This is a genomic window from Pseudoalteromonas sp. S3431 (assembly GCF_000690035.1).
GTDB lineage: Bacteria > Pseudomonadota > Gammaproteobacteria > Enterobacterales > Alteromonadaceae > Pseudoalteromonas > Pseudoalteromonas fuliginea.
Window position 1 is genome coordinate 1 of the sequence record NZ_JJNY01000124.1, and the last position, 16,542, is coordinate 16,542.

Here is a 16,542-nt window from a genome sequence, read left to right on the forward strand (position 1 = left end):
GACATTACCAGGCTTCAAATTAAAGAAACCCGTTGCAGCAATGTGACGGGTTTTTTGCTATCTGGGATTTAGTAAATAGCCAAGAGTCCATGCCGAACTCAGTAGTGAAGTCAAAGCTTCGACCGATGATAGTGTAGCATTTGTTATGTGACTTTCTACCGCTGTGGGCACTAAGACATTTTACTGCGTGCGCACCGACTTCACATTGTAGAAAGCCCGGATCTAACTATTCGGGCTTTTTTACGTCTGCAGAAAAGTGAAAATATATTTCAATGAGGGTTATGCTTGTGCGTAGTTTGACTTATTGCCAAGCCATCTATGAATCAGAGGATCTACATGTTGAGGGTATTGTTTTAGCATTTGCTGCGCGATAGGCCTTACTTGATTAAGTGTTTGTTTGTCGCGCGTTAAGTCTGCAATTTTGAATTCTGCTAAACCAGTTTGCTTTGTGCCGAGAACTTCACCTGGGCCGCGTATTTCTAGATCTCGCTCAGCTATCACAAAGCCATCGTTACTATCGCGTAGTACACCTAATCGCTTTTGAGCGGTATGAGACAGTGGTGCGTGATATAAAAGCACACAATGCGATGCCGTAGCGCCGCGGCCAACTCGCCCGCGTAACTGATGCAGCTGTGCTAAGCCTAAGCGCTCAGGGTTTTCTATAATGATTAAGCTCGCATTAGGGACATCTACACCAACTTCAATAACCGTAGTGGCAACTAAAACATGTATATTCCCTGCCTTAAACTCGCTCATAATGGCTTGTTTTTCAGCTGATTTCATTCGCCCATGTACTAAGCCTACGTTTAGCTCTGGTAATGCTTCTTTTAACTGCAGTGCACTGTCTTCGGCTGCCTGGCATTGCAGGACTTCTGATTCATCAATAAGTGTACACACCCAGTAAACTTGGCGGCCTTGCTCGTTACACGCTAATTTAACGCGGGCAATAATATCGTCTCTGCGAGTATCAGGAAGTGCCACTGTTGTAATTGGCGTACGCCCTGGTGGTAGCTCATCAATTACAGAGGTTTCTAAGTCGGCATACGCTGTCATAGCGAGTGTGCGTGGGATGGGTGTTGCAGTCATGACCAGTTGATGGGGATAGCAATCACCAAACTTACCTTTTTCACGCAGTGATAAACGCTGATGAACACCAAAGCGGTGTTGTTCATCAATAACGATAAGCACTAAGTTATTGAACTTAACTTCATCTTGAAATAAAGCGTGAGTACCTACAATCATTTGCGCTTCACCAGAGGCTATTTTTTCAAGTGTTGCTACGCGCTCTTTGCCTTTTGTTTTACCGCCAAGCCAAGCAACGGTTATACCTAGTTGATTAAACCACGTTGTAAAATTAACACCATGTTGCTCTGATAAAATTTCAGTAGGAGCCATTAAAGCGACTTGAAAGCCCTGCGCAATGGCTGTTAGTGCACTCAGTGCTGCTACCAGTGTTTTCCCTGAACCTACATCGCCTTGTACTAAACGCATCATTGGATACGCGTGTTGCATATCACCTTTAATTTCAGCAACTACGCGGCTTTGCGCATTTGTGGGTGCAAACGGAAGTTGCTCTAAAAATTGGCTTTCTAATGTGTTTACTGGATTTAATGCCACGGCTTTAACTTGTTGCCCTTGCTCTCGCACTTTTAATAAGCTGAGGTTTTGAGCAAGTAACTCCTCGAATACAAGGCGCTGTTGAGCAGGGTGAGTACCTTGCTCTAATGCAGTTACATCAACATCATTTGGTGGGCGGTGCAGTAATAATAAGGCGTCACTTAGTGGCATATTTGATGGCTGCCACTGTGAAGGCAGTAGTTCTTCTACTGAGTATTTATTTAGTAAATCAATAGCCTGTTCGCTTAAAGCTCTAATCGATAGTTGCTTTAAACCTTCGGTAGTTGAATAAACGGGCGTTAATGTTGTCGCTACCGGCTGCTCGTTAGAGGTATCGCTGATGCTGTATTCAGGATGACTCATTTCAAAGCCAACACGGCCACGGCGCACTTCACCAAAGCAACGTATTATTTTACCAGCACTAAATGCGTTTTTTTGTGCGGCGGTAAAATTAAAAAACCGTAATGTTAGCCTCCCAGTACCATCATTGATTTGGCAAACAAGCATGCGCCTTTTACCAAACGTGATTTGGCTTGTTTCAATTGTTGCTTCCACACTTACATGACTATGAAGTAGCAGCTCATTAATTGCGTATAAGCGAGTGCGATCTTCGTAGCGAAGTGGTAAATGAAAGAGCATATCTTGTACAGTTAAAATACCTAGCTTCAACAAGCGCTCGGCCATTTTTGGACCAACCCCTTTAAGTTCTGTTATTGGGTATTGGCTTAAGCTAGGTTTAGACAAAGTAGGCTCAACTTTTATTATTTAATGTAGATTAAGTGTACTTACAGAGTGTAAGTGCATCAAGTATGTTTTAAAGCTTGCCAAAATTGCTCATCAGCGACTATTTCGCCGTTTTCATCAAGTGCAGGGTAAGGTAATTTTTTTTGTTTACACTGCCTTGCAATAATAGGGTGACAACCTTCGAAATAAAGCGGGTGCTTAACTTCAGCGCTGAGCATATCTCTATTGTATAAACCTGCAAGTTCACGCTGGCGCTGTGCTTCAAACAATATTAGCGCAGCAGCAACTGAAACATTTAGCGATTGCACCATGCCTTGCATTGGAATAATAATATTTTGATCAGCATATTCTAGGGCTTTTTCTGAGATCCCTGTTTTTTCTTGTCCAACAATAATAGCCGTTGGCTTGGTGTAATCTACTTCTCTAAAATCAACGGCATCTTCTGATAGGTGAGTCGCGAGTATTTGTATTTCTGGATTGCGTTCACGCATTGCAGTAACGGCATCATCAATATTTCTATGTAAGTGCGTCTCTAGCCAGTTTTTACTGCCACCTGAGGTATTATTTGTTAGCCATTTTTGCTTTTCAGGCCATACAGCATGTACGTGATGGCAACCAACCGCATCAGCACTTCGTACTATTGCAGATAAGTTATGGTGTTTGTGCACGTCTTCTAAACACACGGTTAGGTCTGTTTGACGGCGCGAAAGTACGTCTTCGATTCTTTGATAGCGAGTTTGCTGCATGGTTATCCTCTTTTTTCGGCAATTATACGAGATTTTTGCAGTTAAGGCATTACCGTACGGCTAATTGGATTTTGTAGAGAAATAAGTGTTTCTGTTGATTGAATGGCTTCTATTGCCTGTATTTTATTAATCAGCACATCTTGTAAGTGATCAATGGACTTTGTCATTACCTTTATAAATATACTGTAGTTACCTGTTGTGTAATAAGCCTCTACCACTTCCTCTAATGCTTCTAGCTTTATAAGCGTTTGCGGGTAATCACGTGCGTTATTTAAATTAATGCCTATAAAGCAGCACACATCGTAGCCCAGCTGTTTAGTATTAATCGTTAATTGGGTGCCTATAATGATCCCTGCTTGCTTCATTTTTTCAATTCTTACGTGAATTGTCCCTGCGCTTACATTAAATCTTTTTGCTAATTCGGCATACGCAGTACGGGCATTTGCCATTAACGCATGAAGTATCTGTTTATCGAGATTATCGATTAAATAATTTTCCATTATATATTTGTCATAAAATTATCGAATATATGGTTTTTATACCACTTAATTAATGCTTTTTATATATTAAAGCTATTTTTGTTGTGGGATATTGAATTAATTCTTTAAATCGTTAAATTAACTTCATTAAAGGCGCTTGTTAGGGCGTTTTTTATCAATTAAGCAAGTAACAATAACTGGGAATGAGGCCAATTATTATGAGTTCACACTATGTGCAGCAACAGCAGCAAATAAGTAAAGTTAAGCAATTTTTTTCACAACAACTAGAAGCCCAACTTGGGTTGGTTGAGGTTCAAGCCCCAATTTTGGCTAAGGTTGGCGACGGCACGCAAGATAACTTAAGCGGCCATGAAAACGCAGTTGCTGTAAATGTGAAAGCGATTACAGGTAGCCGCTACGAAGTGGTGCATTCACTGGCTAAGTGGAAACGTAAAACATTGGCAACTTATGGCTTTAGTGTTGGTGAGGGTATTTACACTCAAATGAAGGCTTTGCGCCCAGAAGAAGATTCATTAAGTCCTATTCATTCTGTATATGTTGATCAGTGGGATTGGGAAAAAGTAATTAGTGAAACGACAGAGCGTTCGCTGGCAACACTAAAGCAAACTGTTCAATCTATTTATAAAGGGATAAAAGAGACGGAAGCTTTTGTAAGAGAGTCTTATGGTTTGACGCCTTTTTTACCGGACGACATTAAGTTTGTGCACAGTGAAGAGCTACGTAAAATGTATCCTGACTTTAGTGCTAAGCAACGAGAAAAAGCCATTGCACAAGAATATGGTGCTGTATTTTTAATTGGTATTGGTGGCGCGCTTGGTGATGGCAAAATCCATGATGTAAGAGCCCCAGATTACGATGATTGGTCTACGCCAACATGCGATCAATACATGGGTTTAAATGGTGATATTTTAGTATGGAATCCAGTACTTGAAGACGCCTTTGAAATTTCATCAATGGGTATACGTGTAAGTCCTAAAGTTTTAAAAGCGCAGTTAAGGGTTACTGGAGATGAAGACCGCTTAGAGTTTGATTGGCACAAAGCGCTACTACAAAGTAAATTTCCGCAAACAATTGGCGGTGGAATAGGGCAGTCGCGCTTGGCTATGTTACTACTGCAAAAGCAACATATTGGACAAGTACAGGTTAGTGTGTGGCCAAATAAAACTTACGATACAGTAAGTGATTTGCTTTAGGGTATATGAGGAGCTATTGATTTGAGTGCCTGTATTTGCACTCATTTCTAGTGTGTTTTAAACTCGATTTCTACTTTATTATTCAACAACTTTACATTGCATGGTGGGTAATTACGAATTGTTTTGAGTACTTTATTAAAAATATGAATTTCTACTCCAGAATGCAAAACAGTGTTAACAGCAAGGTTTGCATCACTAAGCAAATCATGTAACTCATGATCTAAGCTCGAAAGGCGTTTTTCTAATTGTTCAGCCTGTTGGCAATAATGCAGTTGTGTAGCGCCAATTTTGGCAATTAGCTGATTCTTTTTATCAATATCTTTAACTAAATCAGCTTTTTCGAGAGCAGCTTGAAGAGTATCTAATTGTTGATCTGTATTTGCTAAATCTTTAAAGCAATTGTCTGTGTCAGCAGTTATTTCAGCGCCTGAAGCTGCTAAATTTATTGCCATTTTTGCGCCTGATTCGTTTCCTATTTCACCAGCAATGAGCGTTGTAGCATCCAGTATTTCACCACCAAAAATTTTACCTTTAGGTAAGTCTGTTTGACCAACTTGTAGTAATTTTTTCGCTTTCATAACACAGTGGCTAGTTTGGCGATCAATAAATATGTTAGCTGCTTCTATATAACAATACTGTGAATGAGAAACATGGACATCTCCAGCACAAACTAATTTGCAGGATAACGATTTATCCTCAGGCTTTTGATGGCCAATTACACCTTGCTTCACAGTGATATTACCGCCAGCAGTAAGCTCCCCTGATTCGACAGTACCTAAGATAGTAATATCGCCTTTTGCGTTTATTTTCATACCAGGATCGATGTTTCGTGTAACAATCACACTGCCTTCAAAGTCGATATGGCCACTTTTCACATTTACATCAGATATTGTAAAAATATCATCTACACGCATTCCGTTATTAATTTCTACAGGAACGCCGGCAATAGTAGAGACTAATTCCATAGGGTTTAATTTTGATATTTCAGTGCCTTCACCTGCGACCAGTTGTTTATTTTCACCAGGTTTAGCGGTAAGTATATCACCGACTACTGTGAAGCCCTCTTTACCAGGGGTTGCGGGGTGCTGTCGAATAAGTACTGTACCAGGTTCTACACTTGCGAGTTTTCCAAAGTCACGCATATCAACGCTGCCATCTTCTTTTAATTTTGGCGCGTTTAAACGATCTTTTAGGGTTTCTACCACTGTTACTAATTTTGTCGCTAATCCATCACTTGGAAGCCGCCCTTTGGCGAGAGTACCTTTAACGATTGTCCCAGGTGATAGCTCGGCTTGTTTTTCTAGTAATTGTTCTAAAAATACTTGCTTGTAGCCACGAACTATTCCAGCTTTAACAAGGTGTTTTTTCGCATCATCTAGGCTTAGCTGCTTACCGCCCTGAGCGAGAGTGAGCTCGCCTATAGCTAGCATTTTATCATCGCTAATTTCTATCTTGATTGCGGCATCGTACTTAGTTGCAACAACTAAAACTGACTCAGTATTTTTATTTTTGAAGAAGTTGTTTATGGCTTCATGATCGATTTTACAGTCACAAAAAGTCGACATTTCGAGAGCTTCAATCACGAACGCAGCACTCGGCGGAGCGTGCTTACTTACATCAAGTAAAATATTTCCATTATGAGCAAGCTTAAACACTAGTTAATCCTTCTCTACTACTTAAGTTAAGTTTGAGTATATTACATAATAACAGATTGCTAGAAATTTACTTTTGAGTCAAGAAAACAAAACGAGGTTATGGAGAAATAGAGCTATAGCTGGGACCATAGCTCGTAGGTAATACTAATTAGTTGAAGGTAGTTCCATTATTCCATCTATCTCAACTTGCACACCTTTTGGCAGCGCACGCACACCAATTGCGGCACGAGCAGGGTATGGTTGTTTGAAGTATTGGCTCATTACTTCGTTAACAATAGCAAAGTTAGATAAATCAGTAAGGTAAATATTCACCTTAACTAGGTCGTGTATCTGCCCCCCAGCTTCTTCACATACAGCAGCAATGTTTTTAAATACTTGATGTGTTTGTTCGCCAAAGTCTTCCGAAATAACTTCCATAGTCTCAGGTACTAATGGTATTTGACCCGATAAGTAGACAGCCGTTCCTACTTTAACTGCTTGGCTATATGTGCCTATTGCTGCAGGCGCTTTGTCGGTAGAAATAAATGCTTTATTCATGTGTTTCCTATTTTATTTTTTACGATAGACTTTTTGTACATCAGGCATAACGCGAATGCGTCGCATAATGTTAGCAACGTGGATACGGTTTTTAACGGTAACCCCTAAATCTATCACGTATAAATTACTTTCTTTTTCATCAGTGGCTATTTCCACAATATTGGCTTGGGTAGTCGCAACAACATTGGTTAACTTTGCAAGCGCCCCTTGATGATTAATAATCTCGACTCTAAGGGCTGCGATATATTCTTTCTCTGGATTATCGTCCCACTTTACAACTAAGTATTTAGAGCGCTCACTTTCCCAGCCGCGAATATTTTTACATTCCTGGCGATGAACAGTTAATCCTTTGCCTTGGCTTATATGTGCAGTTATTGCATCCCCAGGTACAGGGCGGCAACACTTAGAGTAATTAACTAACATACCTTCGGTGCCAATAATGGTTGCTTTGACTTGGTTGGTAATGTCTGTTAAATCATCGTTTTCGTTTTGTAATAAGCGTTTAGCAATTAACATGCTCATCAGATTACCAGAGCCTATTGCTACTAGTAACTCAAGTAGTGTAGAAAGTTCATGTTCTTCAAGTACTCGCGCTATATTCTCATCAGGAATACTGTCGAACTTATTTTCACCAAGTGCGGAGTCGAGTAAACGCCTACCCAATAACAGCGCTTCCTCGTGATGCTGACTCTTAAGGTAGTTACGAATGCCTAACCGTGCTTTACCGGTAACAATAAAGTTTAGCCAAGTTGCATTTGGGTGAGCCCCAGAGCTAGTAATTACTTCTACTGTTTGGCCGGTATCAAGCGCTTTACTCAAAGGGTAAGGTTTGCGATTTACTCTTGCCCCTACGCACGTATTTCCAACGTCAGTATGTACAGCGTATGCAAAATCAACAGCTGTTGCGCCCATTGGTAATTCAACGATTCGGCCATCTGGCGTAAATACGTAAATTTCTTCAGGGAATAGCTCAGTTTTTACATTTTCTATAAATTCAAATGATGAGCCAGCACTTTGCTGAAGCTCTAATAAACTTTGCATCCATTGGCGAGCACGTTGTTGTGACGTATTGCCCGCGCCATCACCTGATTTTTTATACATCCAGTGTGCGGCCACGCCTTTGTCTGCCATATGATCCATGTCGTGAGTACGAATTTGAATCTCAACAGGTATGCCGTGTGGGCCAACTAAAGAAGTATGAAGTGACTGATAGCCATTGGTTTTAGGCACTGCAATATAGTCTTTAAAGCGCGTTTCAATAGGCTTATAAAGGCTGTGAGCAACACCTAATACGCGATAACACGTATCCATAGAGTCAACCGCAATTCTAAACGCGTAAATATCCATGACTTCGTTAAATAACAGTTCTTTATTAAGCATTTTTTTATAAATACTATAAAGGTGCTTTTCGCGGCCCGATACCGTCGCTTTTATGCCTGACTCTTCAAGGCGCGCTTCAATTTCGTTTTGAATATTTGAAATAACTTCTTTTCGATTACCACGTGCTTTTGCAACTTCAGATTTAAGTGCACGATGGCGCATAGGGTATAGAGCTTGAAAACCTAAATCTTCAAGCTCATTTTTAATGTCGTGAATACCTAAACGGTTTGCTATCGGCGCGTATATTTCTAGTGTTTCGCGTGCTATACGGCGGCGTTTATCGGGGCGAAGAGCACCCAATGTGCGCATATTATGCGTTCTATCAGCAAGCTTGATTAAAATAACTCGTATGTCTTGAGTCATAGCCATAATCATTTTACGGTAGTTTTCGGCTTGGAATTCTTTTTTATCTTTAAAGCTGAGCTTATCGAGCTTACTTACACCTTCAACCAATTCAGCAACCGTTTCACCAAAAATTTCAGCTAAATCTTGTTGGCTAAAATCAGTATCTTCAATTACATCGTGCATTAACGCGGCCATGAGCGTTTCATGGTCAAGATGCATGCCGGCAAGAATTTGAGTTACTTCAACAGGGTGAGTAATATAAGGTTCGCCACTTGAGCGAGTTTGTCCTTCGTGGGCCTCTCGGGCTACCACGTAAGATTTTTGTACCAGCTCTACATCTGCAGCAGGCAAGTATTCAGAAATTTTCTTTTTAAGACCTTCAAAAAGATACATTTACACTCCAATGTTCTAGGGCCCGTTGACCTTTCAGGATTAAAATTTGTTCAATCTAGGGGCGATTTAATCGCGGCGCGAGGTTTTTAGCCTAGCGGGCTAAGTAAAAACCGAGCAACAAAGAGTAAATTGCCCCTAGGCAGAACCCTTCGGGCTGCGCATGTTTGGCACTTATGTTGCGTTATCGCTTATGCATGGGGAATAACCACACTACATAGGCTCTGCCTTGCCTAAATACCAAGCATGCTGTTGCAAATTTAACCTCGAAAGATAAACAGGCCCTAGTGAAGTAAATTAGGTAAGTTACGAATATACGATGAAAAGAATGGATTGCCAACGGCTATAGTAGAAATACTGCGCCGTTGGCTAAATCAGACCGGGAGGTCGATTATTGATTGCCACCAACAATGGCAGCAACAGCAGCTAGTTCTGCTGCTTCTTGGTGTTGTTGTTCTTCACGGTCAATTAAGTCCATTGAAGCGCTATCAACTAAACCTAATTCAATTTCACGTAAAGCAACAACCGTTGGTTTATCGTTTTCAGGGTCTACTAGTGGCGTTTTACCACCAACAGCAATTTGGCGGGCACGACGAGCCGCAACTAAAATTAAGTCAAAACGATTACCAACTGCATCTACTGCATCTTCAACTGTTACGCGGGCCATCACAGCACTCCAAAAATAATTTAAAAGCAAAGGCGTAGTTTACTCCAAGGAGCCACATTCGCCAATAGCCAGTGTTCAATTTTTATCAGTTTTACTCGCCTAAGCCTAATTTAAATAGGCTTAAATTATTTAAGCAGACTATTTAGTAAAACTTGATGACGATCTTCTTGAGCTTTTAGGGTTAAGCGTTGAGCCATTACAATTATTTCTATGTCAGCAAGTGCGCTCTCAAAGTCATCATTTACAATTACAAAGTCGTACTCGTTATAATGTGATGTTTCAGATTGTGCTTGTGCCATTCGTCCGGCAATAACGTCAGCCGAATCTTGGCCACGGTTATTTAAACGCTGCTCTAGCTCTTTTTTTGAAGGAGGTAGAATAAAAATGGTTTGTACGCTTGGCATAATTTTGCGCACTTGCTGCGCGCCTTGCCAATCAATATCTAAAAACACATCAATACCCGCATCAAGTTGCGACTCAATAGCTTGCTTTGATGTGCCATAGTAATTATCAAATACTTGAGCCCATTCAAAAAAGTCATTTTTTTCAATCAGCGCTTTAAACTCATCTGTAGAGACAAAATGATAATGCACGCCATTTTCTTCACCGGGGCGAGGAGAGCGAGTCGTGTGCGAGACCGATACTTTCATATCAGTATGCTTTTTTAATAACGCATTGATTAAGCTTGATTTACCAGCACCAGAAGGCGCTGATAAAATAAATAAGTTACCGCGAGTTTGTGCCATGTCTTTCTCTACCTAAAAATAAATAGGCTTGGGTTACAAGTAAGCCAAGCCTTTAATTAACTGTATTGTACTTTAATTAGCTCTTAGTGCTCAAGTTAGGTCGAGAGTATTTTGCTAAGTTGCATTTTAAATAAAATTACAATTATTAGTAATACTGAAAGAGTGCCGTGATACAGCACCTAAATGGTTTAGTTAAGCAACAAAGAGGCCAATAAAGTTCAGAAAACAAAGGCATGATCTTTTATTAAAAAAACATTATAGTTAGTTTATTGTTAACAATAACCAATATGTAGAGATCAAACTATGGATAAAAATATATCTCGCCGGTCAGTACTTAAAATATTAGCTGCAGGTGTTGTTGCTACTGGCGTTTCTGGTTGCAAGAATACTTTAGGTGCTGCAACCTCTACAATTACCACCGGCACTAAGCCTCACCGTGATAACTGGCATAAAACGTATAATAGAGTATGGCTTGGTAAGCAATATTGGGCTAACCCGATGGAGGATTGGCGTGTTGTTAACGGCGCTGCTGAGTGTATAACAAGAGGAGGTAATCGAAGTGTTCACTCCCTGACGCACCAAATAACTCATCTTGATCAAGCTTTTACAATGTCGGTTCAAGTTTCACGCTTAGAGCAAAATAGTAAAGATGGGGGCGCAGGTATTCGCCTCGGAGCTAAAAGTGAATTAAACGAATACCGTAGTAACTGTTTTATACAAGAAGGTTACGACCTTGGTATCAAAAATAATCATTTAGTTTTAGGTAATAACACAACACCTCTAGTTACACCGATAGATAATCACGAGATTACTTTAAGTTTAACGGGCACGCCGCAGTCGGGTGTAATGGCCTTGGAGTTAGTTGCTAGCTTAAGTACATCAGGAGCAATAATAGGAACTCTGACGCATTTAGTCCCAGCATCTGAATTATTAGGTAATGTGGCGCTTGTTAGTAACTTTTCTATTGCATCAGTAACTTCACAAAATGTGCCGGAAGATAAATTAGGCGCACGTTACAAATTTAGTAATTGGAGTATGCAAGGTGAGGCTTTTTCAGTAATTGATGAGCAAAAATTTGGTCCTATACTTTGGACTATGTATTCGCTAAGCGACACATTGAGCGATGAAGGTTTTGTAATGAAGCTGAGCGCTTACACCGGGCCAATAGGCGAGCAAGATAATCAGCAAGTAGAACTGCAAGTACAGCGTAATAATCAATGGGTATCTATTGACACTCAGATTATTGATCATGACGGTTGGTTAGCTACTTTTCGGATTATAAATTGGGATGAAACACAAGACACCCCTTTTAGGGTTGTTTACCGTGAAAAACATACCGACGGCACAGAAACCCCCGACATTTATTCCGGCAATATAAAAGCAAACCCAAGTGGTAATAAATTACGCATGGCAGCCCTTACTTGTCAAAATGACTATGGTTTTCCTTACGAACCTGTTGCTCAAAATGTCAAAAAACTACACCCAGATCTTGTTTTTTTCTCGGGCGATCAAATTTATGAAAGTCATGGTGGATTCGGTGTGATTCGTACCCCAGACAACTTGGCAATTTTAAATTATTTACGCAAGTTCTATCAATTCGGTTGGTCTTTTAAAGAGGTTATGCGCAATCAACCTACCATTTGTTTGCCTGATGATCACGATGTACTGCAAGGTAACTTGTGGGGCGAAGGTGGTGCAACGATGAAAAATATTTCAAAAGACCCATCGGCAAGTGTATTAGGTGGATATATTGACTCTACGCGAGTGATTAATATGGTACATAAAACCACTTTGAATCATCATCCAGACTCGTACGATCCAACTCCAACTAATGGTATTAGCTCATATTTTAGCAACATGTTGTACGGTGGAGTAGGTTTTGCAATTCTTGCCGACAGGCAATGGAAAAGTGGCCCTGAGCGCATTAATGTAGCCGTGGGCGAAACAGGACAAAATGAAAATCCGCTTTTTTATAATCCAGCATTTAATCCTCCTGGATTAGATTTACTGGGTAAGCGACAAGAGGATTTTCTTGAAAAATGGAGTAAAGACTGGCGCGGGCATAATTTAAAAGCAGTATTAAGCCAAACAGTGTTTGCTGCTATTTCAACGCATCAACCTTTACCTGATCGCTTCTTAAAATACGACTTTGACTCAAGTGGTTGGCCAGCATCGGCACGAAACCGAGCAATCGACGCAATGCGCGATTCTATGGCATTACATATTTGTGGTGACACGCACTTAGGTTCTTTATCGCAATATGGGGTAAATCAACAACGAGATAGCAATTGGGCCTTTTGCACTCCAGCTATTTCAGCCGGTTGGCCAAGGTGGTGGAAGCCAGATTCAATGAATATGCCCCATCAAAATCGTCCTGCCCATGGGTTAGCTGAAACCGGTGAATATAAAGATACTTTTGGCAATAAAATTTATGTGTATGCCGTAGGCAATCCAGAAGTCGGTAAATCAAATAACCGATATGTCAAAGCTCATGAAAAAGGCAGTGGTTTTGGTTTTATAACGTTTGATTCTCAAAAGCGAACTTATACAATGGATGCATATAAGTTTTTAGTTGATGTGGCAGATGGTAAAGCGAGTAATCAGTACCCCGGCTGGCCTGTTACTATTCATCAGCAAGAAAATAAAGGTAACAATATATTGGGTTAATTACTTATAAAATATAAACGGCCAATTTAAGGCCGTTTTTGTTTTCAATAATGCAGAGAGAATTAATTATTCGATATTCTGGATCTGTTCTCGCATTTGTTCTATCAACACTTTTAGCTCTACGGCTGCAGTAGTAATATCGCTATTAATAGATTTAGATGCTAGCGTGTTAGCTTCACGATTAAATTCTTGCATCATAAAATCTAAGCGGCGACCACATGCGCCTCCTTTTTTAAGGATTTTTTTAGTTTCTTTAACGTGAGACTTTAAGCGATCTAATTCTTCAGCCACATCTTGTTTTTGCGCAAGGTAAATAAGTTCTTGTTCAAGGCGTGATTCGTCAATGTTTGCTGTTAAGTCTTCTAGCTTTTGAGCCAGTTTTTCACGCTGCCACTTAGTAATCTCAGGCATATGCGTTTCTACAATTTCTACTTGCTCTAGAATTGCATCAAGGCGGATTGCTATCATTTCTTCAAGGTTTGCACCTTCATCGCCACGTGCTGATTTAAAATCTTCTATTACTTGATCAAGACCAACAATTAGCGCTGTATTAACGCTATCCATATCAAGTTCTTGTGCTTCCATAACGCCAGGCCAACGTAATATATCAACAGGGTTAATGTCGCCATTACTTTGTTGTTGAACCCATTTAGCACTATTTATAAGTTGCTCAGCCAGAGCTTGGTTAATTGATAGCTCCCCAACATGAGCAGGGTTTGCTACAAACTTTAAAAAAACCTCAACTTTACCGCGTTGTAAGTGTTTGCGTAAACGCTCACGAATAACCGGTTCCATGCCACGAAATTGCTCTGGTGCACGAATAAATGTTTCAAGGTAACGCTGGTTCACTGAACGAACTTCCCAAGTGCCAGTTCCCCAATCGCCTTTTATTTCGCGACGCGCATAAGCTGTCATACTGTGGATCATGGATATTTTCCTAAATTTATAAATATAATATTATGATGATTATACCGTAACACTGCTTAAGCTCTAGGGAAAATTTAATACACTGAATATTTTGCATACAGCTATTTATTTAAATCAGCATGGTATCTATACCCACATACACTTATAATGTCGCAAATTCTGAATTAAGGGGATCGTCAATGCGTCCAAGCGAAAGAACACCTAACCAAATTAGACCTGTTACATTTACACGTAATTATACTTTGCATGCTGAAGGCTCAGTACTTGTTGAGTTTGGTAACACCAAAGTACTTTGTACAGCTACTGTTGAATCGGGCGTTCCTCGTTTCATGAAAGGTCAGGGTAAAGGTTGGATCAATGCTGAATACGGTATGTTACCGCGAGCAACGCATACGCGTAATGCTCGTGAAGCTGCACGTGGTAAGCAGGGCGGCCGTACTATGGAAATTCAACGCTTAATTGCACGTGCACTTCGTGCGGCTGTTGACTTAAAAGCGCTTGGCGAAAACACAATTACCATTGACTGTGACGTTATTCAAGCTGACGGCGGTACACGTACTGCTTCTATAAGTGGTGCATGTGTTGCACTTGTTGATGCGTTAACGCATATGCGTGCAAAAGGTATGATTAATTCAAACCCACTTAAACATATGATTGCAGCTATTTCAGTTGGTATATATAAAGGCCAAGCAATTAGCGATTTAGAATACATTGAAGATTCAGCTGCTGAGACTGATATGAATGTAATTTTAACCGAAACAGGTAAAATTATAGAAATTCAAGGTACAGCCGAAGGCGAACCTTTCTCGTTTGATGAGCTAGATGAGTTACTTACTTTAGCTAAACATTCTATTCGTGAAATCATTGACGTACAAAAGCAAGCATTAGCATAAATAGGTAGGCCACGCGATATGAAAGATTATCAAAAAGAGTTTATAGAATTTGCTCTAGAGAAGCAGGTATTAAAATTTGGTGAGTTTACTTTAAAGTCAGGGCGCATAAGTCCGTACTTTTTTAATGCCGGTTTGTTTAATACAGGTCGTGACTTAGCACGCTTAGGTCGTTTTTATGCATCAGCATTAGAAGATTCAGCGATAGAGTATGATGTACTATTTGGTCCCGCGTATAAAGGTATCCCAATAGCGACAACAACGGCAGTTGCATTAGCAGATCACCATGATAAAGATGTACCTTACTGTTTTAATCGTAAAGAGAAAAAAGCACACGGTGAAGGTGGTACATTAGTAGGCTCAGAACTCAATGGCAAAATAATGCTAGTTGATGATGTAATTACCGCAGGTACCGCTATTCGTGAGTCCATGGAAATTATTGCACAAAATGGTGCAGACCTTAGTGGTGTTTTAATTGCATTAGATCGCCAAGAAAAAGGTAAAGCCGAGTTATCTGCTATTCAAGAAGTTGAACGCGACTTTAATACTAAAGTGATCTCTATTGTAAAATTAGCTGATCTTATTAGTTACCTTGAAAACCAAGGCACAATGGACGAGTATTTAGCCTCAGTTAAAGCTTACCGTGATCAATACGGCGTAGCGTAAATAAAAAGCCTCGCAGTGCGGGGCTTTATTTTGACCTTCATTCATAGAGTTTATTAATGAAAGATGTATTAAAACCAAATGGCTTAGGCCTTAAGCGTGTTTTTAAAGCAAGTTATTGCTCCTACCTTGGCTTTAAAGCTGCATTTAAAGAAGAAGCTGCATTTAGACAAGAGCTACTCCTAAGCCTTATATTATTCCCTATCTCATTTTGGCTTGCCTCATCATTATTACATTGGGCAGTCCTAGTAAGCTCATTGCTTATTATACTAATAGTTGAATTACTAAATTCTGCCATCGAAGCATTAACTGATCGAGTAAGTACAGAATTACATGTATTGTCAGGCAGAGCCAAAGATATGGGATCTGCAGCCGTAACACTTTCATTAACGATCGTGTTGATCATTTGGGGTGTAAGCCTTTATATGAAGATCGCTTAAGCGCACTTTTAGACAATAAGAAAACTGAAAGTGCCTTTTTTTGTTAATGTTTTGCTAGTTATGTTGTGTTTTCAACCTGTTTAGCTCAAATTATCAGCGAACAGCACATTATTTCAAGTTTTCTTCAAAAAAGGGTTGATCTGTTTTCGGATCTCCCTATAATGCAACCCCACTGAGACGGGAAAGGCCAACGCATAGCGAGGCACGAACTACTCAGAGAGTTAAATAAAACTTCGGTTTTAAATCTTCCAAAAGAAAGTTTAAAACTAAGTATTGACTCGAAAAATAAAGGGTGTATTATTCGCATCCCTTGAGGCGCTAAAGCGACTCAAAACGTTCTTTAACAATATAAAGCAATCATCTGTGTGGGCACTCGTACAGATTGAGTTCTAACAGCCAAACTACTTAGGTAGTGAGGCAAACAAATTAGAGTCT

At 40.0% G+C, this 16,542-nt stretch carries 14 protein-coding genes; 5 read left to right on the plus strand and 9 right to left on the minus strand.

All coding sequences use genetic code 11. The annotated features are described in order from the left end of the window. Positions 1-279 precede the first annotated feature (279 nt). From recG to asnC, 3 genes are read right to left on the minus strand one after another with little or no spacing between them, the layout of a single operon-like run. Entirely contained in the window at positions 280-2,361 is a 2,082-nt protein-coding gene (gene recG, locus DO88_RS00580; RefSeq protein ID WP_033041124.1) for an ATP-dependent DNA helicase RecG, read from the minus strand. Positions 2,362-2,420: 59 nt separating this feature from the next. Further along, positions 2,421-3,107 carry a tRNA (guanosine(18)-2'-O)-methyltransferase TrmH gene (gene trmH, locus DO88_RS00575; RefSeq protein WP_007580009.1) on the minus strand — a complete coding sequence of 229 codons (687 nt, stop codon included), beginning with the start codon at positions 3,105-3,107 and terminating at the stop codon, positions 2,421-2,423. A 41-nt stretch (positions 3,108-3,148) separates the two neighbouring features. Then, positions 3,149-3,607, minus strand: coding sequence for a transcriptional regulator AsnC (gene asnC / locus DO88_RS00570; RefSeq protein WP_007378830.1), 459 nt, complete (start codon positions 3,605-3,607; stop codon positions 3,149-3,151). Between the two features lie 197 nt (positions 3,608-3,804). Here asnC and asnA point away from each other — a divergent pair, with 197 nt between their 5' ends. Further along, on the plus strand, positions 3,805-4,800 hold the full coding sequence (asnA, locus tag DO88_RS00565) for an aspartate--ammonia ligase (protein ID WP_033041126.1): 996 nt from the start codon (positions 3,805-3,807) through the stop codon (positions 4,798-4,800). Positions 4,801-4,847: 47 nt separating this feature from the next. Here asnA and DO88_RS00560 read toward each other — a convergent pair whose 3' ends face one another. From DO88_RS00560 to gmk, 5 genes are all read right to left on the minus strand, one after another. After that, positions 4,848-6,455: a DUF342 domain-containing protein gene (locus DO88_RS00560; protein WP_007378832.1), complete on the minus strand. Its 1,608-nt coding sequence runs from the start codon at positions 6,453-6,455 to the stop codon at positions 4,848-4,850. 144 nt (positions 6,456-6,599) lie between these two features. Beyond that, positions 6,600-6,992 carry a RidA family protein gene (locus DO88_RS00555; protein WP_007378833.1) on the minus strand — a complete coding sequence of 131 codons (393 nt, stop codon included), beginning with the start codon at positions 6,990-6,992 and terminating at the stop codon, positions 6,600-6,602. A 12-nt stretch (positions 6,993-7,004) separates the two neighbouring features. Beyond that, complete coding sequence (spoT, locus tag DO88_RS00550; RefSeq protein WP_008139659.1) at positions 7,005-9,110, minus strand: bifunctional GTP diphosphokinase/guanosine-3',5'-bis pyrophosphate 3'-pyrophosphohydrolase; 2,106 nt, start codon at positions 9,108-9,110, stop codon at positions 7,005-7,007. 388 nt (positions 9,111-9,498) lie between these two features. Beyond that, positions 9,499-9,774, minus strand: coding sequence for a DNA-directed RNA polymerase subunit omega (rpoZ, locus tag DO88_RS00545; RefSeq protein WP_007378835.1), 276 nt, complete (start codon positions 9,772-9,774; stop codon positions 9,499-9,501). Between the two features lie 125 nt (positions 9,775-9,899). Beyond that, positions 9,900-10,520 carry a guanylate kinase gene (gmk, locus tag DO88_RS00540; RefSeq protein ID WP_033030015.1) on the minus strand — a complete coding sequence of 207 codons (621 nt, stop codon included), beginning with the start codon at positions 10,518-10,520 and terminating at the stop codon, positions 9,900-9,902. 303 nt (positions 10,521-10,823) lie between these two features. Here gmk and DO88_RS00535 point away from each other — a divergent pair, with 303 nt between their 5' ends. Continuing rightward, positions 10,824-13,187, plus strand: coding sequence for an alkaline phosphatase D family protein (locus DO88_RS00535; RefSeq protein WP_033041129.1), 2,364 nt, complete (start codon positions 10,824-10,826; stop codon positions 13,185-13,187). Positions 13,188-13,253: 66 nt separating this feature from the next. Here DO88_RS00535 and DO88_RS00530 read toward each other — a convergent pair whose 3' ends face one another. Further along, the gene (locus tag DO88_RS00530; protein ID WP_033041132.1) at positions 13,254-14,114 is read right to left on the minus strand and encodes a YicC/YloC family endoribonuclease; all 861 of its coding nucleotides are present in this window, start codon (positions 14,112-14,114) and stop codon (positions 13,254-13,256) included. Between the two features lie 179 nt (positions 14,115-14,293). Between DO88_RS00530 and rph the strand changes: the two genes are divergently transcribed. The 3 genes from rph to DO88_RS00515 are packed head-to-tail and all read left to right on the plus strand — an operon-like array spanning position 14,294 to position 16,107. After that, positions 14,294-15,007, plus strand: a complete 714-nt coding sequence (gene rph, locus DO88_RS00525; RefSeq protein WP_002958890.1) for a ribonuclease PH — start codon at positions 14,294-14,296, stop codon at positions 15,005-15,007. Positions 15,008-15,025: 18 nt separating this feature from the next. Then, complete coding sequence (gene pyrE, locus DO88_RS00520) at positions 15,026-15,670, plus strand: orotate phosphoribosyltransferase (RefSeq protein ID WP_033041135.1); 645 nt, start codon at positions 15,026-15,028, stop codon at positions 15,668-15,670. Positions 15,671-15,726: 56 nt separating this feature from the next. Further along, positions 15,727-16,107 (plus strand): diacylglycerol kinase, encoded by a 381-nt coding sequence (locus DO88_RS00515; protein ID WP_008139662.1) that lies wholly within the window; start codon positions 15,727-15,729, stop codon positions 16,105-16,107. The last annotated feature ends 435 nt before the right edge of the window (positions 16,108-16,542 follow it).

What these genes read in the sequence shown, in the direction of transcription:
- trmH (WP_007580009.1), bottom strand. Translation starts at nt 3,107, where the DNA reads ATGCAGCAAACTCGCTATCAAAGAATCGAAGACGTACTTTCGCGCCGT.
- asnC (WP_007378830.1), bottom strand. Translation starts at nt 3,607, where the DNA reads ATGGAAAATTATTTAATCGATAATCTCGATAAACAGATACTTCATGCG.
- asnA (WP_033041126.1), top strand. Translation starts at nt 3,805, where the DNA reads ATGAGTTCACACTATGTGCAGCAACAGCAGCAAATAAGTAAAGTTAAG.
- DO88_RS00555 (WP_007378833.1), bottom strand. Translation starts at nt 6,992, where the DNA reads ATGAATAAAGCATTTATTTCTACCGACAAAGCGCCTGCAGCAATAGGC.
- spoT (WP_008139659.1), bottom strand. Translation starts at nt 9,110, where the DNA reads ATGTATCTTTTTGAAGGTCTTAAAAAGAAAATTTCTGAATACTTGCCT.
- rpoZ (WP_007378835.1), bottom strand. Translation starts at nt 9,774, where the DNA reads ATGGCCCGCGTAACAGTTGAAGATGCAGTAGATGCAGTTGGTAATCGT.
- gmk (WP_033030015.1), bottom strand. Translation starts at nt 10,520, where the DNA reads ATGGCACAAACTCGCGGTAACTTATTTATTTTATCAGCGCCTTCTGGT.
- DO88_RS00535 (WP_033041129.1), top strand. Translation starts at nt 10,824, where the DNA reads ATGGATAAAAATATATCTCGCCGGTCAGTACTTAAAATATTAGCTGCA.
- DO88_RS00530 (WP_033041132.1), bottom strand. Translation starts at nt 14,114, where the DNA reads ATGATCCACAGTATGACAGCTTATGCGCGTCGCGAAATAAAAGGCGAT.
- rph (WP_002958890.1), top strand. Translation starts at nt 14,294, where the DNA reads ATGCGTCCAAGCGAAAGAACACCTAACCAAATTAGACCTGTTACATTT.
- pyrE (WP_033041135.1), top strand. Translation starts at nt 15,026, where the DNA reads ATGAAAGATTATCAAAAAGAGTTTATAGAATTTGCTCTAGAGAAGCAG.
- DO88_RS00515 (WP_008139662.1), top strand. Translation starts at nt 15,727, where the DNA reads ATGAAAGATGTATTAAAACCAAATGGCTTAGGCCTTAAGCGTGTTTTT.